This is a genomic window from Lonepinella sp. MS14435 (genome assembly GCF_042485795.1).
In the GTDB taxonomy this organism is placed as follows: Bacteria; Pseudomonadota; Gammaproteobacteria; order Enterobacterales; family Pasteurellaceae; genus Lonepinella.
The window spans coordinates 631932-653851 of the sequence record NZ_CP169368.1; the positions used below are offsets into that span (position 1 = coordinate 631932).

Annotated in this window: 23 protein-coding genes and 1 other RNA gene; 12 read left to right on the top strand and 12 right to left on the bottom strand. The window is 38.6% G+C overall.

The features are described from left to right. Window positions 1-8: 8 nt before the first annotated feature. Together O1Q80_RS03020 and epmB are read right to left on the bottom strand one after the other, a co-directional pair. Window positions 9-1325 carry a LysM-like peptidoglycan-binding domain-containing protein gene (locus tag O1Q80_RS03020; protein ID WP_386695599.1) on the bottom strand — a complete coding sequence of 439 codons (1317 nt, stop codon included), beginning with the start codon at window positions 1323-1325 and terminating at the stop codon, window positions 9-11. Between the two features lie 115 nt (window positions 1326-1440). Further along, the gene (epmB, locus tag O1Q80_RS03025; protein WP_386695601.1) at window positions 1441-2463 is read right to left on the bottom strand and encodes an EF-P beta-lysylation protein EpmB; all 1023 of its coding nucleotides are present in this window, start codon (window positions 2461-2463) and stop codon (window positions 1441-1443) included. Between the two features lie 35 nt (window positions 2464-2498). On the opposite strand from epmB, the gene efp reads away from it, so the two are divergent. After that, window positions 2499-3065, top strand: coding sequence for an elongation factor P (efp, locus tag O1Q80_RS03030; RefSeq protein WP_132300040.1), 567 nt, complete (start codon window positions 2499-2501; stop codon window positions 3063-3065). A 49-nt stretch (window positions 3066-3114) separates the two neighbouring features. On the opposite strand, the gene O1Q80_RS03035 is transcribed toward efp, so the two are convergent. Further along, entirely contained in the window at window positions 3115-4188 is a 1074-nt protein-coding gene (locus tag O1Q80_RS03035; RefSeq protein ID WP_386695603.1) for an AI-2E family transporter, read from the bottom strand. A 96-nt stretch (window positions 4189-4284) separates the two neighbouring features. On the opposite strand from O1Q80_RS03035, the gene O1Q80_RS03040 reads away from it, so the two are divergent. After that, the gene (locus O1Q80_RS03040) at window positions 4285-4560 is read left to right on the top strand and encodes an alternative ribosome-rescue factor A (protein WP_386689197.1); all 276 of its coding nucleotides are present in this window, start codon (window positions 4285-4287) and stop codon (window positions 4558-4560) included. A gap of 15 nt (window positions 4561-4575) precedes the next feature. After that, the gene (locus O1Q80_RS03045) at window positions 4576-4869 is read left to right on the top strand and encodes a DUF5377 family protein (protein WP_386689199.1); all 294 of its coding nucleotides are present in this window, start codon (window positions 4576-4578) and stop codon (window positions 4867-4869) included. Window positions 4870-4908: 39 nt separating this feature from the next. Here O1Q80_RS03045 and hemB read toward each other — a convergent pair whose 3' ends face one another. From hemB to tatA, 4 genes are read right to left on the bottom strand one after another with little or no spacing between them, the layout of a single operon-like run. Further along, window positions 4909-5931, bottom strand: coding sequence for a porphobilinogen synthase (hemB, locus tag O1Q80_RS03050; RefSeq protein ID WP_386695605.1), 1023 nt, complete (start codon window positions 5929-5931; stop codon window positions 4909-4911). A 50-nt stretch (window positions 5932-5981) separates the two neighbouring features. Beyond that, on the bottom strand, window positions 5982-6725 hold the full coding sequence (gene tatC, locus O1Q80_RS03055; RefSeq protein WP_386696129.1) for a twin-arginine translocase subunit TatC: 744 nt from the start codon (window positions 6723-6725) through the stop codon (window positions 5982-5984). Further along, entirely contained in the window at window positions 6725-7264 is a 540-nt protein-coding gene (gene tatB / locus O1Q80_RS03060; RefSeq protein WP_386695607.1) for a Sec-independent protein translocase protein TatB, read from the bottom strand. The genes tatC and tatB overlap by 1 nt, the downstream gene beginning before the upstream one ends. 3 nt (window positions 7265-7267) lie before the next feature. After that, complete coding sequence (gene tatA / locus O1Q80_RS03065; protein WP_386695609.1) at window positions 7268-7486, bottom strand: Sec-independent protein translocase subunit TatA; 219 nt, start codon at window positions 7484-7486, stop codon at window positions 7268-7270. 121 nt (window positions 7487-7607) lie between these two features. Between tatA and greB the strand changes: the two genes are divergently transcribed. Then, the gene (gene greB / locus O1Q80_RS03070) at window positions 7608-8090 is read left to right on the top strand and encodes a transcription elongation factor GreB (RefSeq protein ID WP_386695610.1); all 483 of its coding nucleotides are present in this window, start codon (window positions 7608-7610) and stop codon (window positions 8088-8090) included. Between the two features lie 80 nt (window positions 8091-8170). Here greB and O1Q80_RS03075 read toward each other — a convergent pair whose 3' ends face one another. Then, window positions 8171-9466 carry an NAD(P)/FAD-dependent oxidoreductase gene (locus O1Q80_RS03075; RefSeq protein ID WP_386695611.1) on the bottom strand — a complete coding sequence of 432 codons (1296 nt, stop codon included), beginning with the start codon at window positions 9464-9466 and terminating at the stop codon, window positions 8171-8173. Window positions 9467-9610: 144 nt separating this feature from the next. Here O1Q80_RS03075 and O1Q80_RS03080 point away from each other — a divergent pair, with 144 nt between their 5' ends. Beyond that, entirely contained in the window at window positions 9611-10657 is a 1047-nt protein-coding gene (locus tag O1Q80_RS03080; RefSeq protein ID WP_386689212.1) for an extracellular solute-binding protein, read from the top strand. A 70-nt stretch (window positions 10658-10727) separates the two neighbouring features. Here the strand turns inward: O1Q80_RS03080 and O1Q80_RS03085 are convergent, their stop codons facing one another. Beyond that, the gene (locus O1Q80_RS03085; protein WP_386695613.1) at window positions 10728-12383 is read right to left on the bottom strand and encodes a putative transporter; all 1656 of its coding nucleotides are present in this window, start codon (window positions 12381-12383) and stop codon (window positions 10728-10730) included. A gap of 163 nt (window positions 12384-12546) precedes the next feature. On the opposite strand from O1Q80_RS03085, the gene O1Q80_RS03090 reads away from it, so the two are divergent. The 5 genes from O1Q80_RS03090 (at window position 12547) to rlmB (ending at window position 18705) form a co-directional block, all read left to right on the top strand. Beyond that, on the top strand, window positions 12547-14340 hold the full coding sequence (locus O1Q80_RS03090; RefSeq protein ID WP_386695615.1) for an ABC transporter ATP-binding protein/permease: 1794 nt from the start codon (window positions 12547-12549) through the stop codon (window positions 14338-14340). A 14-nt stretch (window positions 14341-14354) separates the two neighbouring features. Then, complete coding sequence (gene lpxH, locus O1Q80_RS03095; RefSeq protein WP_386695617.1) at window positions 14355-15065, top strand: UDP-2,3-diacylglucosamine diphosphatase; 711 nt, start codon at window positions 14355-14357, stop codon at window positions 15063-15065. 80 nt (window positions 15066-15145) lie between these two features. Next, on the top strand, window positions 15146-15379 hold the full coding sequence (locus O1Q80_RS03100; protein ID WP_386695619.1) for a hypothetical protein: 234 nt from the start codon (window positions 15146-15148) through the stop codon (window positions 15377-15379). Between the two features lie 167 nt (window positions 15380-15546). Then, complete coding sequence (gene rnr, locus O1Q80_RS03105) at window positions 15547-17964, top strand: ribonuclease R (protein WP_386695621.1); 2418 nt, start codon at window positions 15547-15549, stop codon at window positions 17962-17964. A gap of 3 nt (window positions 17965-17967) precedes the next feature. Continuing rightward, window positions 17968-18705: a 23S rRNA (guanosine(2251)-2'-O)-methyltransferase RlmB gene (rlmB, locus tag O1Q80_RS03110; protein ID WP_386695622.1), complete on the top strand. Its 738-nt coding sequence runs from the start codon at window positions 17968-17970 to the stop codon at window positions 18703-18705. Here the strand turns inward: rlmB and O1Q80_RS03115 are convergent. The 3 genes from O1Q80_RS03115 to O1Q80_RS03125 form a co-directional block, all read right to left on the bottom strand. After that, complete coding sequence (locus tag O1Q80_RS03115; RefSeq protein WP_386689223.1) at window positions 18702-19283, bottom strand: 5-formyltetrahydrofolate cyclo-ligase; 582 nt, start codon at window positions 19281-19283, stop codon at window positions 18702-18704. The genes rlmB and O1Q80_RS03115 overlap by 4 nt on opposite strands. Window positions 19284-19307: 24 nt before the next feature. After that, a non-coding RNA gene (gene ssrS / locus O1Q80_RS03120) (6S RNA) lies at window positions 19308-19492 on the bottom strand. Window positions 19493-19568: 76 nt separating this feature from the next. Then, complete coding sequence (locus O1Q80_RS03125) at window positions 19569-19892, bottom strand: cell division protein ZapA (protein ID WP_386695623.1); 324 nt, start codon at window positions 19890-19892, stop codon at window positions 19569-19571. A gap of 103 nt (window positions 19893-19995) precedes the next feature. On the opposite strand from O1Q80_RS03125, the gene O1Q80_RS03130 reads away from it, so the two are divergent. Both O1Q80_RS03130 and pepP read left to right on the top strand, forming a co-directional pair. After that, window positions 19996-20541, top strand: coding sequence for a YecA family protein (locus O1Q80_RS03130; RefSeq protein ID WP_386689227.1), 546 nt, complete (start codon window positions 19996-19998; stop codon window positions 20539-20541). A 10-nt stretch (window positions 20542-20551) separates the two neighbouring features. After that, window positions 20552-21889, top strand: coding sequence for a Xaa-Pro aminopeptidase (gene pepP / locus O1Q80_RS03135; protein ID WP_386695624.1), 1338 nt, complete (start codon window positions 20552-20554; stop codon window positions 21887-21889). Window positions 21890-21920: the final 31 nt, after the last annotated feature.

Consider the following 21920-nt stretch of genomic DNA (forward strand, 5'->3'; position numbering starts at 1 on the left):
TATTATCCTTATTTACTGTACTTATAAGTACCGTCAGTTTGACGTGTAAACGTTGCACCATTGGATAAACGCATTGTACTAACATGCCCTTGGCTTACTGCAACTTGAACTTTATCGTTGGCTTTGAAACTACTTAGTACATTACCCGCACCATTTGCTTTTGTCATAGCGTTTGCATCACGAATATCTAAACCATTACTGCGGAATACTTGGAATAATGATGTGCTGGCTGGAATAACTAAGGTTCTTGTGTTTGCATTAGTCACATTGCGAGTCTGATTGCTTGAGGCATTGCTTTGTGAACTTGATGACACAGGTTTTGCTTCAACCACAGGAGCAGCTTTAGTCTTTGTGACGGCTTGTTTTGTTGGTTCTACTTTGTGAGTTTGAGCTTGTTGTGTAGCACTCTTAGCTTGTTCTATCTTGTGAACTTGAGCTTGTGGTTCAGCGTTCTTAGTTTGTTCTACACTGTGAGTCTGAACCTGTTGTGTTTCAACTTTATTTTGTACTATCGTTTGTGTTTCAGTTGGTTTCACTGGTTCTGGAGTAACGTTAGATTGTACCGTGTTTGGTTGTATTTGTTGAGCCGATTGTGTTGGTTCATTTGCTTGTGTGGTTGGATTTACATTTTCTACCATATTATCTGTTGGCGTAGTATGTTCTGTTACAACATTATTATTTGCCACTTCAGTATTTTCAAGCGGTTTATTCGGATCAAGAGATTGGAATTCAATCGGTGTTGATGAAGTATTATTTGCTTGAATTTCTTCTACTGTGTTATTACTTGGTTTTAACCATAATAAAGCGAGTAGAATTGCGATTGCTCCAGCAATAGCAATAAATAAGCGACGATGTTTAGGTGGTAATTTTTGCATAATGCCCCAATTCTCAGGATTTTTGCTATTATTTTTTTCCTGTACAGGAGGAACAGCCGTTGGTTGTTGTTTTTGTTCTGGTTCTGGTTCAACAAATTCTGCTCTATTATTTGGCGTAGCTGACGTGGCGGTGTTCTCTACTGAATTTATTGTTTCAGATTGTGCTGCCGTTTGTGCTATGGTAGGTCTGGTTGCTACACTTTGTTGGGCTTGAACTGTATCCACACGGTTAGCAGGTTGTTCAATATTTTGAGTAGTACCAAAAGTAGGTTCTTTACGCACCGCAAATTGATTGGGTTGCGAAGTTTCCTTTTTGCCAAATAACCCCGTGACTTTATTTAAAATAGATGGATCAATTTTAACATCTTTTCTTACAGTGGCTGAATCAGCTTGGTTTAAGTCTAAATCCAATTCATTTTGATTTGAATTATTTTTTGGTGTGTTTTCCACGATGTTACTACCTCAGTAAATGCCAAACAAAATACGCACGTTAGAATAATCCCTAAAAAAGTGCGGTCGAATTTTATCTATTTTAAAGGATCTTTAATGATTTTCCTAGAATTAACTACGGAGCATATAAAGTTTTATTGGGTTCATGAGCAATTTCTCGAGCTAATTTAGGGACTAAATAGCCTGAACTGATTTTTTGTAAATCTTTGTAAATTTGCCCCGCACTTTGATCGGAAATATAAAAATGACTGGCACCTTCCACTTTATCCAGTAAATGTAAATAATAAGGCAAAATACCCACTGAAAATAATTTTTCATTCAAAGATTTCAACGTGTTAGCGTTATCATTAATTTGTTTTAATAACACGGATTGATTTAATAAGGTTACACCTATCACTTTCAGTTTATTCATCGCATCAGCAAAAATTACATCGATTTCATTGGCATGATTAATATGAGTGACTAACACAGTTTGAAATCTACTTTGGGCTAAAATCTGACAAAATTCATCAGTAATTCGCTGTGGAATGACCACGGGTAAACGCGTATGAATCCGCAAACGCTGCAAGTGCGGTATTTTTTCTAGCTGTTTTATGAGCCAGTCTATTTCATGATCTTTTGCCATTAAGGGATCACCGCCAGACCAAATAATTTCTTCGATTTGTGGATTTTCCGCAATATAGTCTAATGCTTTCAACCAGTTGGCTTTATTACCTTTGTTTTGGTTATAGGGAAAATGGCGGCGGAAACAATAACGGCAGTTAATGGCACAGCCACCTTTCACCATTAATAACAATCGGTTATGATATTTGTGTAAAATATTTGGAGCGGCTGCTTGTTGTTCGTCTAAGGGATCTTTGCTAAACCCTTTTTCCGCCAGAAATTCTTGTTGAGCCGTCATGACTTGCAAAAAAAGCGGATCTTGTGGATTGCCTTTTTCCATTTTTTGCACAAAGGGTAATGGTACTCGCATAGGAAATAAACGGCGAGCTTGAATATCTTTTTGAAAGGCATTCACTGGTAAATTCAGCATTCTTAATAACATTTCGGGGTCAGAAACCGCATTCGCCAGAATTTCTAGCCAATTCTGTGTTTTTTGTTCTTCTCTAATTAAGGGTTTTTGGGGTAAAATATACACTTTAAAACAGCTCTACATCTAAATTAAGGATAAATATGGCATCATACACTACCACAGACTTTAAACCAGGTCTAAAATTTATGCAAGACGGTGAGCCTTGCGTAATCGTTGAAAATGAATTTGTTAAACCGGGTAAAGGACAAGCCTTTACGCGTACTCGTATTCGTAAATTAATTTCAGGCAAAGTATTAGACGTGAACTTTAAATCAGGTACTTCAGTTGAAGCCGCTGATGTGATGGATCTTAACTTGACCTATTCTTACAAAGACGAAGATTTCTGGTATTTTATGCACCCAGAAACTTTTGAGCAATACTCTGCGGACGAAAAAGCAGTGGGTGATGCAGAAAAATGGTTACTTGACCAAGCGGATTGTATTATTACCTTATGGAATGGTACACCGATTTCAGTGACCCCACCAAACTTTGTGGAATTAGAAATTGTCGATACTGACCCAGGTTTGAAAGGGGATACCGCAGGAACTGGTGGTAAACCAGCTACATTAAGCACTGGTGCGGTAGTGAAAGTACCTTTATTTGTTCAAATCGGTGAAGTCATCAAAGTGGATACTCGCTCAGGCGAATATGTTTCTCGCGTCAAATAAATTATTTAGATAGCAAATTAGCACTGGTTTCCCAGTGCTATTTTTTATCTTATTTTACAATAACATTCAATTCTTCTGTTGAAGGCCAAGCATTAATCACAGCTTTAACTAGGGTTGCCAATGGAATAGCAAAAAATACACCCCAAAATCCCCATAATCCACCAAAAATTAATACTGACACAATGATGGTTAAAGGATGTAAATTAACTGCTTCCGAGAATAAAAATGGCACCAGTAAATTACCGTCAAGTAACTGGCTGACTACGTAGGCAATTATAATATACCAGAATGTAGAATGATCACCGAATTGAAAGAATGCGACTAAAGCCACTGGTACACAGACTAACACCGCTCCCACATAAGGCACTAACACCGAAACCCCAACCGCAACAGAAAGCAATAGTGGATAATTTAAACCAAAGGATAGGAAAATAATATAAGTTACCAGCGTGACAATCGCAATTTCAAACAGTTTGCCTCGAATATAATTAGCAATTTGTAATTGCATTTCTTGCCAGACCTTGTTCGCAAGATGACGATTTTGCGGTAAGAATTGGGTAAACGAATGAATTAACGTGTTTTTATCTTTTAACATAAAAAACATCATTAACGGTACTAAAAAGGCATAAATTCCAATCGTTACTAAGTTTACAATAGAAGTGAGCGAAAATTTCACCGCACTTTCACCGAAACCAAGGATTTTAGTACGTGTAGCTGTGAATATTCCTTCAATCATTTGGGCATCTACAAATTCGGGATGAATTTCGGGTAAACGCATTGCCCACTCATGTAGTTTGTTGAACATATTAGGTAAATCACTTAATAAATTAATGGTTTGATTAATTAAATTGGGCAATAAACCAAAGGCGAGTAATGAGGCAAAAGTGATAAAGCTACCTAATATGAGAATAATGACTAGAATGCGAGGGAGTGAAAATTTGGTGGTAAGAAAATGAATCGGAAATTCAAGCAAATAGGCTAATACAACGGCAATTAATAAAGGGGCGATGAGATCACTAAAAAAATAAATAGCAATAAAGCAAAACAACAAAATAGCCGCTAATCCCATTGCTTGTGGATCACTAAAGTGCCGCATATACCATTTTCTTAGCAATTCAAACATAAATTCGTTCCTTAGCAATTTTTTCTTGATTATAAGTTAAAATTTTATTTAATTACATATATAATACACAAGTTTATTCATAAGGGAGAGAAAAATATGGCAAAGAAAAAACTAAACTTGCCAACTGTTTCTGAAACACAAGGCACAACCACTTATCAGCATGGTCGTGGTATTATTCGAGATAATGCCATTCAAGCATTATTAAGTGATCGACTATTTCGCCAACGAATTGAGAAAAAACTCAAAGGCAAAGGCAGTTATCAACGTAAGGCGAAACATACTGCTAAATGGACTGAAAAGCCCGATAATAAGATTTCTTTTGAAAGAGATTTTATTATCGGGTTTTTCTTTAATAACAATAGATTACATTAGAAAGGGAATAAAAATATGACAGCATTAACAGAAGTTTTATTTACCAATACTTTGAATGTTCGGATTAGTGATCCAGGCGAAGAGGGGGCAACTAGCCACTTTTTTGAAACCATTTATATTACTCTGGTTGCACATATTAACGGCGATGAGGTTAAGTATGAATTTACGCGTAAAGTGGAAAACGAAGTAAAAATTAACCGCACTTTTACCGAATTAAATGAGCTATTTAAATTCTTAGCAGATTATTTGGATCCTGTTGCTTTAGGGAATTTAGGGGTGAAGATCGGTCAGTTAGGATTAGCCAAGTAAAAACGGAACTGCAGTGAACTTCACTGCAGCTATTATATGCTATCTATTCTTTCCGTCTAAATACAACCACTCGGCTACCTGTTTGGCAAAATAGGTCAAAATCCCATCGGCTCCCGCACGTTTAAAGCAGAGTAAACTTTCCAGAATACATTCTTTTTCTTTTAACCAGCCATTCTCAATCGCCGCCAAGTGCATAGCATATTCGCCTGAAACTTGATAAGCAAAGGTTGGTACACCAAATTGTTGTTTCACCCGATATACCATATCTAAATAAGGCATACCTGGTTTCACCATGACCATATCCGCCCCCTCTTGAATATCTAGTGCCACTTCTTGTAACCCCTCATTACTGTTAGCAGGATCAACCTGATAGGTTTTCTTATCACCGCCTTTTAGATTAGCCGATGACCCTACGGCATCACGGAAAGGACCGTAATAATTCGATGCGTATTTTGCCGCATACGCCATAATTAAGGTATTGATCAGTCCTTTCTGTTCAAGTGCGGTGCGAATTTTGCCGATTCTGCCGTCCATCATATCGCTTGGGGCAACAATATCCGCTCCTGCTTGTGCATGGGAAAGTGCTTGTTTAACTAATACATCGCAGGTCGATTCATTCAGCACATAACCTGTTTCGTCAATAATACCGTCTTGACCGTGTAGCGTATAAGGATCCAATGCCACATCGGTTAATACGCCTAATTCAGGGTAAGCGGATTTTAATGCTCTTACCGCTCGTTGTACTAACCCATTTGGGTTATAGCTTTCTTCCGCCATTAAGGATTTTTTCTCTTGTTCCACCACAGGGAATAAGGCAATCACTGGCACGCCATATTTGACTAACAAGCCTGCTTCAATGAGTAATTGATCAATGGTTAAACGTTCTACTTTTGGCATTGATGGCACAGGTTCACGTCGATTTTCGCCCTCCATAATAAACACAGGATAAATTAAATCATCGACAGTTAATTTATTTTCAGCCATTAAACGACGGCTAAAATCCTGTTTACGCATACGGCGTAAACGGCGTGCGGGATAACCTGTAAAAATTTGGATTGTCATGTTCTCTATCTCTTAATAAAAAAGGCGAATATATGATCCGCCTAATATTCTCATTCTGTGGCGTTTTCATCATCTTTCGGACGATAAAATTTGGCACAAATTACGCCCACTTCAAATAACAAACACATCGGTATGGCTAGTAGAGTTTGGGAAAAAATATCAGGCGGGGTAAGCAACATGCCGACCACAAAAGCGGTTACGATAATATAGGGGCGTTTGGCTTTTAAATCTTCTGGTGTGGTTACACCAGCCCAACATAACAAAATAATGGCTATTGGCACTTCAAAGCAGACACCAAACGCCAAAAACAGCGTTAGCACAAAATCTAAATAACTACTAATATCCGTTGCCATGGCAACACCGTCAGGCGTGGTTTTGGTTAAAAAGCTAAACACCAATGGAAACACTACATAATAGGCAAACGCCACGCCCACATAAAATAATAAGGTGCTAGAAAATAGCAAGGGATAAACTAAGCGTTTTTCATGGCTGTATAATGCAGGGGCAACAAACGCCCAAAGCTGATAAAGCAAAAAAGGTACCGAAATAAACACCGCCGTGAGTGCGGTTAATTTAATCGGGGTGAAAAAAGGTGCTGCTACATTGGTAGCAATCATGGTAGAACCCGCTGGCATTGCATCTAACAATGGTGTGGCAATTAAATGATAAATATCATTGGAAAAATACACTAACGCCAGAAAAACCACGGCGACAAAAATAAATGAGCGTAACAAACGGTTACGTAATTCGATTAAATGTGAGATTAAAGGTTGTGTTTCTTCGACATTACTCATCATTTTTTCTCCTGTTGGCTAACAGGTTGAGCATCTTCAGCAGGGTGATATTGATCGATATATTGTGCTAATTGCTCATCTAAAGAAAGCTCGTCTTCAATATTTTGTGTTAAATCATCAGGATCTTGATTGGTTTTACCAAGTGCGGTGGAATTTTCAGTTTTTTCTAGTTTATTCTCTTGAGCGTTCTTATTCCGTACAGTATCTATTTGTTCTTGTAAAGTATGATTAGCATCACTGGCTTGTTTATCCAAATTGGCTTTCATTTTTTCGGCGGATTGTTTCAATTCTTCTACCGTTTGAGCCAGTTCAGGCGACAGGGTATTCAAATTTAAATGCTCGGCTTTTTTGATACTTTCTTGCAGCTCTTGCAATTTTAACTCTTGTGTCAATTCATTTTGCACATTCGCCGCTAAACCACGAATAGTTCGTACCCATTTCATCACTGTCCGAATAGCCACAAGCATACGTTGCGGACCTAATACCACTAAGCCCACAATAAAAACTAACAGTAATTCAGAAAAACCAATATCAAACACAGATTACGCCTGTTCTTTTTGTTTTGCCGTATCTTCTGTTTTAACCGTATCGGTTTTATCTAAGGATTTAAATTCTGCATCTTTAGGTTCATCTGCCATAGCCTTTTTAAAGCCTTTCACAGATTCACCTAAATCAGATCCCAAGGTTCTTAATTTTTTTGTGCCGAATAATAACACAACGATAGCTACAATAATTAGCAACTGTGGAAGACTAATACCCATAAAAATACCCCTTGTAAAATAATAAGTGTTGCTGAATATACCCCTTTTCCCTTGTTTAGGCAATAGCCACAAAGTAGTAGAGATGCTATAATTCGGCTTATTTTACTTATATTTCATTGAAATGGCAAAATCCAATTACATTACCCGACAAGGCTGGAATACCCTTGATCAAGAATTAAAATTTTTATGGAAAGAAGAACGTCCGAAAGTCACGCAAGCCGTTTCGGAAGCCGCTGCCATGGGCGATCGCAGTGAAAATGCAGAATATATTTACGGAAAACGACGTTTACGTGAAATCGATCGCCGTGTACGTTTTCTAATGAAACGGTTAGAAGTGTTGCAAATCGTGGATTATCACCCGAAACAAGAGGGGAAAATCTTTTTTGGTGCTTGGGTAGAATTGGAAACAGAAAGCGGTGAATTAAAACAATATCGGTTGGTCGGCTGTGATGAATTTGATCCTGCCCAAAATTGGATTTCCATTGATTCTCCCGTGGCTCGTGCCTTGATTGGTAAACAGCTTGATGATGAAGTGAAAGTGGAAACGCCATCTGGCAGAATGGTATTTTTTGTCAACCGAATTTGGTATGAGCATTGTTCTTAAATATGATAACGATGTACCGTATCTGATCTAATAGCTACGGAGTAGCCATACTATGCTAACCCCGTATGCAAGTACGGGGATTAAAAATATTTATCCAAAAATTTATAATAAGGAATGCCAATTTTCAGGGCTAAATTTTTGATCCATTTACCACCATAAACAGAGGGAATTTTTAATTTCTCAAACACACGTAAACGCTGATCATCACCTAAAATGCTTTCGGCAATAATCCGTCCAGCCAATCCTGTTAAGGCAATTCCATGTCCTGAATAGCCGTGAGCAAAATAGATATTGGGGGCAATTCGCCCAAAATAAGGCTGCGAATTTAATGTCATATCAATCGGTCCCCCCCAGCCATAATCAATTTTTACCTGTTCTAATTGTGGAAATACCTTGAGCATATTTTTCCGCATCACTTGTACCATATCTTTATTGGAGCTACTGTCACTACCAAATAACAAGCGATTATCTGCACTTAATCGATAATAATCGAGCAATAAATTATTATCACACACCGACATGCCATTATTAATCAGGCTATCTGCGGTCGCTTGATCGAGCGGTTCTGTGGCGATAATGAAACTTTCCACAGGTAAGATTTTACGAGCGGTGCCGTGATGAATGGATTTAGGTAAATTGGCAATATAGGCATTGGTGGCTAACACGACATGTTGAGCAGATACTTGTGCTTTATCGGTAGTTAAAACCACTTGATTGCCTTGCGTTTGCATATCCAACACAGGCGATTGCTCAAAAATCTGTACGCCCAACTCTAAACAGGCTTTGGCTAAACCTAAGCAGTAATTTAATGGGTGTAAATGCCCCGAATTGCTATCAAATAAACCGCCCACATAAATATCCGAACCCAAATGTTGTTGTAGTTTGGTTTTATCCCATAGCTGCATATAGGCATAACCAAAGGCTTCTCGGCTGGCTTTTTCAATGGCGATTAAATCGTCCATACGGCGTTGATTCAATGCCAAGGTGGCGTAACCTTTTTTCCAATCACATTGAATTTGGTATTTTTGTACTCTTTCATCAATAATATCAATGGCTTCAAGGGACATTTCCCATAGGCTTTTGGCTTGTTCAAAACCAAATTGTTCAATATATTCATCAATGCCATCTTCAAAACCATTAATGGCTTGTCCACCGCTACGACCAGAGGCACCAAAGCCAATTCTTGCCCCATCTAGCACAATAACCTTTTTACCTTGTTCCGCCAGTTCTAATGCAGTAGATAAACCGCATAATCCAGCCCCAATGACGCAAATATCAGTGGATAAATTTTCTGCTAAGTGCGGTTGATTTAGGTCGAGATTTCGGCTGTCGTAATAGTAGGTTTTGATATGTTCTTGATGTGCAAAGTTCAGCATAAAATTGCCTTGGTTAATTATTTCTACCGATCTTACAAGGATAAAGAAATATGTCAATCTACAAACTATGCTATAATTTATTTGCTTAAATAAAGCACAAAACTTTTTGATTTTTAACCGCACTTTTGGAGAATCTAAACGTAAATGAAAAAATCCTTTTCTCGTTCAATCAAAACCTTAATCCTTTCCGCTACCACATTTTTTGCTAGTCAAGTCTGGGCGGAAGATCTGTATATTTACAACTGGACAGACTATATTCCGTCCGATTTAGTGTCAGAATTTACCAAAGAAACGGGAATAAATGTGAATTATTCCACCTTTGAAAGCAACGAAGAAATGTATTCAAAATTGAAGTTAATGGATAAGGCGGGTTATGATTTAGTGTTTCCGTCAAGCTATTACATTGGCAAAATGGCAAAAGAGGGTATGTTGGAAAAAATCGATCACAGCAAGCTAACCAATTTGTCGCAAATTCCACAAAATTTATTAAATAAAGAATTTGATCCCGATAATCAATATTCATTACCTTATGTTTATGGTTTAACGGGTATTGCGGTAAACACCAGCCAAATTGACCCTGCCAAAGTAACCAGCTGGGGGGATTTATGGAATCCTGAATTTAAAGGTAAAGTGTTATTAACTGCAGATGCAAGAGAAGTATTTCATATTGCTTTATTGTTAGACGGCAAATCACCCAATACTACCAATGAAGATGAGATTAAAGCGGCTTATGAACGTTTGGTGAAATTACTGCCAAATGTTGGGGCGTTTAATTCTGATACACCAGAATTACCTTATATTCAAGGTGAGGTGGAATTAGGTATGATTTGGAATGGTTCGGCTTATATGGCAGGTAAAGAAAATCCAGATATTAAATTTGTTTATCCGAAAGAGGGAGCGATTTTCTGGATGGATAACTACGCCATTCCGAAGGGGGCAAAAAATATTGAAGCTGCACATAAATTTATTGATTTTATGCTACGTCCTGAACATGCGAAAACCATTATCGAGCGTATGGGATTTTCTATGCCAAACGCAGGAGCGAAAGCCTTGTTAAAACCTGAAGAGGCGGCAAATCCATTATTATTCCCACCTGCAGAAGAAGTAGAAAAAGGTGTTTTCCAAGGTGATGTCGGCGATGCTGTGGATATTTATGAGAAATATTGGAATAAATTGAAAACCAATAATTAAACGCTAGATTATAGTTGAAAGGGCGAATTTAAATTTTAAATTCGCCCTTTGTTATAGTGATTACAATGCGTTAAATTGCCCACAGTAATATAGCCAGTAACTGCGGTGAAATTATCCGTAAAAACATGGTTAATGGATAAACCGTGGCATAAGCTAATGGCGCTGCTCCGTGATCTTCTTTAATCGCATTGGCAAAAGCTAAGGCTGGTGGATCGGTCATAGAACCCGCTAACAAACCACAGATGGAAAGATAATTGAGTTTGGCATACAGGCGAGCGATAACACCAACCAGCATTAATGGCACAAAGGTAATCAAGAAACCATACCCCATCCATTCCAGACCATTACCATCGGTTAAGGTGCTAACGAAATTACCACCAGATTTTAATCCCACCACTGATAAGAACAACACAATACCGATTTCACGTAATGCCATATTAGCACTTGGTGGCATAAACCAGTAAAGTTTACCAATAGAACCAATTCTGGATAAAACTAATGCAACGACTAATGGACCACCAGCTAACCCCAGTCTTAAAGCAGCAGGGATACCTGGAATATGGAATGGAATTGAACCGAGTAACACCCCTAAACCGATCCCAATAAATACAGGTAACATTTGTACGTGTTGCAATTTAGATTGCATATTACCTAATTCAGCAATCACATTATCAATAACATCCGCATTACCCACAACATGTACCACGTCACCAAATTGCAAAGTTGTGTGAGCGGTTGGGATAAGTTCAATACCTGAACGGTTTAGGCGAGAAATTACTACACCATATTTTTGATGAAATGCTAAAGCCCGAATACTTTTACCTAATACTTTTTCATTGGTAATGACCACCCGTTCAGAACGCAAATTCCCTTTGATGGTAGAGGGTTCGATATTAACGATTTCACCCATAATTAACCGCACTTTATTCAGTGCTTGCGTATCACCGACTAAGTGCAATACGTCATCTAAGCGAATTTCAGAATCCCCTTTTGGTACTTCAATATGTTCATCACGTTTTAGACGTGTACAGAGTACATCGTGGCTTTCAAACCCCGGAATTTCTTTTAGTAATAATCCATGTAAATTAGGGTTAGTCACTTTGATATCAATTTTTTGTAATACTTCTTTATCCTTACCGCTAGCCTTATTAAAAGCAGCCGCTTCGTCATCTACTTTAATGCGGAAAAATAAACGCACTAACCACATACTCAACAAAATACCGCAAATCCCAAATGGATACGCCATGGCATAAGAAATACCCATGGTTTCGGTAATGTTAGTCATACCCAGTTCTGCTAGAATTTGCTGACCAGCTCCCAGTGATGGTGTATTGGTTACTGCTCCTGAATAAATCCCTAAAATCACATCTAACGGTACATTAGCAAAATATTTAATGGCAATCACCATTAATGAACCTAACAATACAATTAACGCTGCCAAACCATTTAATTTCATTCCCGATTCACGTAAGGACGCAAAGAAACCAGGTCCCACTTGAATACCGATAGTATAAACAAACAAAATTAAACCAAATTCTTGCACAAAATGTAAGGTGTGTGGATCAAGCATTAAACCATTTTGATGCGTAAAATGTGCAACAATAATCCCACCGAATAACACTCCACCGATTCCCAGTCCAACACCTTTGATCTTCCAATGACCGATCCATAAACCGATTACCGCTACCAACGACAATAGGCTTATAGTAATTGCAATATCAGACATAACGCCCCCCAATTAAATTAATTGCCGACAATTATAATGTAAGCCTTAATATATAAAATAAGCAAAATGAAAAAATTTGACGTTTATCACATTTTTCCTTGCTTAATTTACCTATTTGCTGAAAAATAACGCATTATTTTGACATTTACGCTTTAATTTTAATATGGATTATCTTCAAGAATTAATTACTTCTTTATTTTGGATCTTAAAAGCGATTGCTATCACCGCAATTGTATTCACTGCTGTATTATGGTTTTTAGTCAGAACCACCCGTTGGGGACAACAATTTTGGTCACTGGCACGGGAATATTTGTCGCCTAAACGGAGTGTAAAACCCTTAATTTATTTTATTATCATTGTCTTTTTTAACCTATTTGCGGTGCGTTTAGATATTTTGTTCTCGGAATGGTATAAGGCGATGTATGACGCTTTACAAAATAGTAATGAAAGTGTTTTCTGGATCCAAATGGTGGTGTTCTCCGTATTAGCTGCCATTAATATTAGTAACGTACTATTACTTTATTATTTAGGACAACGTTTTACCATTCAATGGCGAATAGAATTAAACCAACAACTGGTGGATAAATGGCTTGGCGAACAAGCCTATTACAAAACACAATATATTTATAATCAACTGGATAACCCCGATCAACGGATTCAACAAGATATTCAATCCTATGTGTCAAGTTCACTTAGCTTTGCCACGGGCGTGATTTCTTCAGTGGTGTCTATTGTGGCATTTACCCAAATTCTATGGAATTTATCTGGCGAAATGACAGTTGGTTCAATTACCGTACCCCACGCCATGGTCTTTTTGGTGTTTATTTACGTGTTAGTCACCAGTGTCTTTGCTTTCCGCATCGGACGACCATTAATTCAACTTAATTTCGCTAATGAACGCTTAAATGCGAACTATCGTTACTCATTGATTCGGATTAAAGAATATGCGGAAAGTATTGCATTTTTCCGTGGTGAGAACATGGAACGCAATATCCTGTTTAAACAATTTGATAAAGTCATCGGCAATGTATGGAAAATGGTCTATATGACCCTAAAACTTTCTGGCTTTAACTTAATGGTTTCTCAAGTATCAGTGGTGTTTCCATTTATTATTCAAGCCAGTCGATTTTTTAGTAAACAGATTCAATTAGGTGATTTAATTCAAACCGCACAATCTTTCGGACGAGTACAATCAGCATTGTCTTACTTCCGTAATGCCTATGATGAATTTGCTGGTTATCGTGCAGTGTTAGATCGTTTAACAGGCTTCCATTCAGCCATTGAACAAGCGACTCAACCAACCGAAGTAAAATTACATTCACTAGAAAGTGCGGTGCGTTTTGAGCAAGTTTCGGTGAAAAAACCAACGGGCGAAACTCTCATTGCGGATTTAACTTTCGATCTGCCACAAGGTTCATCACTATTAATTAAAGGTCCATCGGGAGCGGGTAAAACCACCTTATTACGTACTATTGCTGGCTTATGGTCGCATGCCAACGGCGATATTTATTTACCCCAACAAGATGCCCTGTTCTTACCGCAAAAACCTTATTTACCGCAAGGACGTTTAATTGATGCGTTATTTTATCCAAATTCTGCCCCTGATAATGTGGATTTAGCCCAAGCGGCAGATACCATGCGAGCGGTGCAACTTGGACATTTAAGTGATAAATTGGAACAAGAGAATGACTGGACTCGTGTGCTTTCACTCGGTGAACAGCAGCGGTTAGCGTTCGCTCGGTTATTGATTACCCAACCGAAAATTGCTTTCTTAGATGAAGCCTCTGCCAGTATGGATGAGGGATTAGAAGATGCCATGTATCGTTTATTACATGAACGTTTGCCGAACACCACGATTATCAGTGTTGGACACCGTTCAACCCTGAATGTACATCATCAGCAACAATTAGAAATTGATCCTGTTAATCATTGTTGGCAGTTAATCGTTGGCAGTTAATGGTAGGACATTAAATGAAAAAAACGTTGTTTATTGCCGATTTACATTTAAGCGAAAATCGCCCCGATTTAACTGCACTTTTTGTGGATTTTATGCAGCATCAAGCCCCGCAAGCCGAAGCATTATATATTCTGGGCGACCTTTTCGATTTTTGGATCGGTGATGATGAACGTTCAGACTTAATTAATTTAGTACAAGACCAAATTCGTTCTATTACGCAACAAGGTATTGCATGCTATTTTATTTGCGGTAATCGGGACTTTTTACTCGGACAAAAATTTGCTGAAACTTGCGGATTACAGCTTTTGCCTGATTATCAAGTGATTGATTTATATGGCACTAAAACCCTGATTTGTCACGGTGATACCCTTTGTATTGATGATGAAAAATACCAACAGTTCCGCTACAAAGTGCATCAAAAATGGCGACAACGTTTGTTTTTATGTTTACCATTAAAACTGCGGTTAAAAATTGCTGAGAAGATTCGCTCCAGAAGCAAAGCGGATAAGCAACAAAAGCCCGTTGAGATTATGGACGTGAATCCTGAATTTACTTTGCAAATCATGCAAAAATTTGCAGTGACAAGATTAATTCATGGACATACCCATAAACAAAATATTCATCAAATAACACCACAATGTGAGCGAATTGTATTAGGTGACTGGGGGGAAACTACCTCTGTGCTAGAAATTACTAAGCAGGGACTGGCATTTATTAACAATTAATTATTGAACTTTTACCTAAAAATAGGTTCTTATAAGTTGTCAGTGATAATGACATTGTTTTATTTTAATCGGAGCAATTTATGAAAAAATTATCTGTAATCGCTATTGTAAGTACATTATTTTTAAGTGCTTGTTATTTCCACGGTGGTCCTCACGGTGGTTCTCATGGTGAACGAGGTGGTTTGGGTATGAATAATGGTCGCCCACAAGGTGGTCCACAAAGCGGTCAACAAATGCCACAACAACAAAGAGCTAATATGCCACAACAACAACCAAGAGCTAATATGCCACAACAACAAAGAACTAAGAGATAGCCCTATCTTACTTTAGAATACCCCGATAAGGGGTATTTTCTTAGCATCAATTCTTCATCATTTTATCTGTAATCAATTTGTATTGGTTTTCCCTTGCATTCATGATAGCAGAGTGTCAAACTAATATATTACATAAATTTTAATCATTTAACCTGCGGAGATACATAATGACAAAAATAAAAAAAGCGAAAAAAAGCACCGCACTTATGGATCCAAATTTTCAACAAGAACAAGCAAAATATGAAAATCCTATCCCAAGTCGTGAATTTATCTTACAGATTATTCAAGAGCATAATGCTCCGATGAGCCGTGAAGAAATGGTGGCAACTTTTGGTTTACGCCATGAAGACGAAATCGAGGGTATTCGCCGCCGTTTACGAGCTATGGAAAATGACGGTCAGTTAGTGTTTACTAAGCGTAAATGTTATGCCTTGCCTGAAAAGTTAGATTTAATCAAAGGTACGGTTATCGGACATCGTGATGGCTACGGCTTTTTAGAAATCGAAAGCCCTGCTAAAAATGCGGTAGCCAATAAAGATTTATTTATTCCGAATAACCAAATGCAACGGGTGATGCACGGCGATTTTGTGTTGGCTCAACCCACAGGATTTGACCGCAAAGGACGGCAAGAAGTGCGTATTGTTCGCGTATTAGAAAGCCGTAAAAAACAAATTGTTGGACGCTTTTTCCTTGAAGACGGCATTGGTTATGTGGTGCCTGATGATAGCCGTATTGGACGAGATATTTTAATTCCTAATGAATCTCGCATGGGGGCAAGAATGGGGCAAGTGGTGGTGGTTGAACTTAAACCACGTACCGCCAGTTTTAGCCAACCTGTCGGGATTATTCGTGAAATTCTGGGGGATAATATGGCAAAAGGTATGGAAGTTGAGATTGCCTTACGCAATCACGATATTCCACATACTTTCCCAGATGCTGTCCAAAAAGCGGTGAAAAAACTGAGTGAAGAAGTGCCAGAAGAAGCGAAAAAAGGGCGTATCAATTTACGTGATTTGCCGTTAGTCACGATTGACGGCGAAGACGCACGAGATTTTGACGATGCGGTACATTGTCGTAAAGAAAAAAACGGTTGGCGTTTATGGGTGGCGATTGCCGATGTCAGTTATTATGTGCGTTTGCGTACTGCTTTAGATGCAGAAGCTCACAATCGGGGAAATTCGGTCTATTTTCCCAATCGAGTGGTGCCGATGTTACCTGAAATTCTCTCCAACGGCTTATGTTCACTTAATCCACAAGTTGATCGCCTATGTATGGTGTGCGAAATGGAAGTTTCCAATAAAGGGGAATTAAAAGGCTATCAATTCTATGAAGCCGTGATGAATTCATACGCTCGTTTAACCTACACTAAAGTCGCTCGTATTTTAGACGGAGATGCGGAATTAAGCCAACGTTATCAATCACTTGTTCCTCACTTAAAGGAATTGCACGCCATGTATCAAGCCTTGCTAGAAGCTCGTCATTTACGTGGCGCTATTGATTTTGAAACCATTGAAAGCAAGTTTATTTTCAATGAAATGGGGCGTATCGAACGGATTGAAAAAGAAGAACGCAATGACGCACACAAAATCATTGAAGAATGTATGATTTTAGCCAATATTTCTGCAGCGAATTTTATGGAACGTCACCAAGAGCCAGCGTTATATCGTATTCATGCAGGTCCGAGTGAAGAAAAATTAACCGCTTTCCGCACATTTTTGGCAGAATGTGGTTTATCTTTACGAGGGGGCAATAAACCGAGTACGGCGGATTATGCCGAGTTGTTAAACCAAGTCAAACAACGTCCCGATCAAGAGCTTATTCAAACCATGTTGTTACGCAGTTTAAGCCAAGCAGTGTATCACCCTGATAATATTGGACATTTTGGTTTAGCCTTAACGGAATATGCTCACTTTACCTCACCTATTCGCCGCTATCCTGATTTAACCTTACATCGTGGCATAAAATATCTGTTAGCCAAACAAAAAGGGGCAAAACGTAAAACCACAGAAAGTGGCGGGTACCATTATAATTTAGATGAAATGGATTTATTAGGCGACCATTGTTCCATGACCGAACGCCGTGCCGATGATGCAACAAGGGAAGTGGCAGACTGGTTGAAATGCGAATTTATGCAAGACCACGTTGGTGATGAATTTGACGGTGTTATCTCGTCAGTCACTGGTTTTGGCTTATTTGTTCGCCTTGATGATTTGTTTATTGACGGCTTGGTGCATATTTCTACTCTCGATAATGACTACTATCAATACGACAGTGCAGGACAACGCTTAATCGGCGAAAACAGCGGCATGCTATATCGTTTAGGGGATAAAGTCAGAATCAAAGTAGAAGCCGTCAGCCTTGAACAACGCCAAGTGGATTTCTCTCTAGTATCAAGCGAACGCCAACCACGCCGTGTAGGCAAAACCGCTAAAACCAAAGCAAAAAGAACCGAAAAAGTGGTAAAAAATAACCGCAGTTTGAAGATGGAGAAAGGGAAAAGTGCGGTGAAAAAAACAGCTAAAAACACAACCAAAAAACACCGCAGTTCAGTAGCTAAAAGTGATAAGAAAAAAGGAAAAAAATAAATCATGTCAGAACAAATCTACGGTATTCACGCCGTGAGAGCTTTTTTAGAGCGTACGCCAGAACGTGTTATTGAAGTCTTGGTGTTAAAAGGGCGTGAGGATAAACGCTTGCAACCTTTGTTAAACGAATTACATAAATTGGGTATTAGCGTCCAATTTTTAAATCGCCAAAGTTTAGATAACAAGGCTCAAGGCGAAGTGCATCAGGGGATTATTGCTCGCGTGCAAGCTGCGAAAGAGTTAAATGAAAACGATCTTGATCAGATTTTGCAACATAAGCAAAATCCGTTTTTATTGGTGTTAGATGGTGTGACCGATCCGCATAATTTGGGGGCTTGTTTGCGTACAGCCGATGCGGCTGGAGTGGATGCGGTGATCGTGCCGAAAGATAAATCAGCTCAATTAACTTCAGTGGCTCGTAAAGTGGCTTGTGGTGCGGCGGAAACGATGCCGTTAGTTCGGGTAACAAATTTAGTTCGTACCTTGCGTGAATTACAACAACATCACAATATTTGGGTGGTGGGTACGGCGGGTGAAGCAACCGAAACGCTTTATCAAAGTAAATTAACGGGTGCTATTGCGTTGGTGATGGGAGCCGAGGGGGAGGGGATGCGGCGGTTAACCCGTGAATGTTGCGATCAATTAATCAGTATTCCAATGGCTGGTTCGGTGTCATCATTGAATGTTTCCGTTGCCACGGGAGTTTGTTTATTTGAGATTGCAAGACAAAGATTAGGTTAACCCACCAAAATTCTAAATAACGGCATATCCCAGCTTTCCACGGGTAAATTTTCTATTTGTTGGCATCGATGTGCTAACCCGATAGGAATAAACGATTTCTGTTGCCAATCTTGCAATGTACGGTCGTAAAATCCACCACCCATACCTAAACGATTACCCTGTTGGTCGAAAGCGACCAATGGGGTGAAAATCATATCAAGTTGTTCTGTTGGCAATACATTTTGTACGTTTAATTGCGGTTCAAAAATACCGAATTTATTTTTAATTAATGCCGTATCGGGGCGATGTTGTAAGAATAATAAATGTCCTGTACAAAACGGGTGTAGCACGGGCAAATAAACTTTTTTGCCTTGTCGCCACAGGTTTTCTATCAATAATTGGGTAGAAATTTCACCGTCAAAAGCAAGATAGAGAGCAATCTTGTTAGCTTGGCGTTGTTCAATTAAAGCAAGGGCTTGTTGCGTGATATTTTGTTCCGCTTGGGCTTGTTCAAGTGCGGTTAAATTTTGTCGAATTTTACGGATTTGTTGACGTATATTGTGGCGAAGTTGAGTAATATCTTGTGTAACGTTTTGCATAGGTATTGATGAAATGAATTTTAAGAAAGCCCCGAGATGCCGTTGCGGGTGGTCGGTCCTTGAACCCGACGGTTCAAGGGAGTCAGTTATAGTCATTTTTAGGCTTCTTAGGTAAACTAAGCCTGCACACCAACAACATAGAGAACTAACTCGAAGTATGTAAATATCGGCTCAGGGACGTAACCCTTTGGCGAACATCTCAGGTAATCTTGGTTATTTATACTAACGCAAATCACTTGCCTTGACTAGCGTTAATTTAAGCAAAAAGCGTTATTTCAAGTCTATTTATTGAATTTCGTACGCTGGTTGGTGATTTGTCGTACGAGTTAAAATATTTTCTAAAGAAGCAGATAATTGCTGAATTTGATCTTGCAACACTTTTTCCATCAAACCGTTTTTCTGCTTCTCTTGTAATAGCTCAAAACTTAAATTTAATGCCACAATATTGATCGCACGCTCTACTTGTACAGTTTGCATCCGCTCTTTCATTTCTGTTACACGCACATCAAGTAATCTTGCTGCTTCTCGTAAATCATCGTGCTGTTCTTCTGGAACATTTAATAAAAAAACTTGCCCCAGAAAATTTAATTCAATCTTTTTTAATGCCATATTTTCACCATTCGTTGAATTTTTCGTTATTATGCCACAGAGAAAGATTTTATGTCATGAATAATCTGTTAGAATTAACGGATATTCATTAAAGGAAAAAAATATGATCGATTATTTTCAACTGAACCAAAAACTTAAATCCGCTAGTATTGCCCTTTCTGCCGCCGAATTGCACGGATTTCTCAGCGGGCTAATTTGTGGTGGATTAGACGATCAAAGTTGGCAACCCTTGCTTTATCAATTTACCAACGACAACCATGCCTATCCCACCGAATTATTAAAAGAAGTGACTGAAATCTATAGTAAAATTAACCGCACTTTAAGCGATATTGACGGCTTTAATTTTGAATTATTACTCCCTGATGAAGCTGCCGATATTTTTGCTCAAGCTGATGCCCTATGTGAATGGGCTAATCACTTTTTATTGGGATTAGGCTTGGTACAAACCCAATTAGATCAAGAAAAAGGGGAGATCGGAGAAGCCATAGATGATTTGCACGATATTTGCCAATTAGGGTATGATGAGCAAGATGATCCTGAAGAATTAGCAGAAGCATTAGAAGAAATTATTGAATATGTTCGGACGATTGCTGCCTTGTTTTATACGCATTTTCGTCCATTTGAAAAAGCCAAACCCACTATTCACTAGGAGGAAAATTATGGATTTAGCCTATATGAACGCCATTCCAAAAGAAGAATTTATTCAACGCCGTGCAACATTATTAGCACAAATGGAAGATGACTCAAGTGCGGTAATTTTTTCATCAAAAGAAGTATTTCGTAATAGCCATTGTACTTATCCATTCCGTCAAGATAGCTATTTTTGGTATCTCACAGGATTTAATGAGCCTGATGCGGTTTTAGTGTTAAGTAAAAAAAATCAGCAAATTTCCACCGCACTTTTCCTCCGTCCGTCTGATCCTGAACGAGAAACCTGGGACGGCAGACGATTAGGTCTTGAAAAAGCACCGCAAGCCTTACAAATCGATCAGGCGTTTAATATCAGTGAATTGAAACAACAACTACCTAGCTTATTGTCTGGTGCCAAAACCGTTTATTTTTTACAAGGATTAGATGGTCGCTCCGCTGACGATACGTTTATGCAAAATTTATTGCCTGAATTAAGCGTGACAGAATTTACCCCATTACAACCGATATTAGATGAAATGCGTTTATTCAAATCTGAAAATGAAATTCGCATTATGCAACAAGCAGGACAAATCACTGCACTCGCCCATATTCGTGCCATGAAAGAAGCCCGTGCCAATCGTTTTGAATATGAAATTGAAGGTGAAATATTGCATGAATTTAGTCGCTTTGGGGCGAGAGGGGCATCTTATAATAGTATTATCGGTGGTGGCGAAAACGCCTGTATTTTGCACTACGTTGAAAACGATCACCCACTTAAAGATGGTGATTTATTGCTCATTGATGCAGGCTGTGAGTTTGCCATGTATGCAGGCGATATTACTAGAACATTCCCAATCAATGGCAAATTTAGCCCAGCACAACGGGAAATTTATGAGATCGTGCTAAAAGCTCAAAAACGGGCGCTTGAAATCTTAGTAGCAGGCAATTCTATTCAACAAGCCAATGATGAAGTGGTGCGAATTAAAACCGAGGGTTTAGTCCGTTTAGGTATTTTAAAAGGCAACGTGGACGAACTCATTGCCAATCAGGCTTACAAAGAATTTTATATGCACGGCTTAGGGCATTGGTTAGGGTTAGATGTGCATGATGTCGGCAGTTATAGCAACGGCACACACAATGTGGATAGAAATTCCAAAATCAGAGACCGCACGTTACAACCTGGCATGGTGTTAACGGTTGAACCAGGCTTATATATTTCGTCAAAATCGGATGTACCTGAACAATATAAAGGTATTGGCGTACGTATTGAAGATAATATTTTAATTACCAAAACAGGGAATAAAATCTTTACTTCTGCTGTGCCAAAAGAAATTGATGAAATTGAGGCATTAATGGCGGAAAGATAATTGAAACCAAAACAAAGGCTTGCAATCGCAA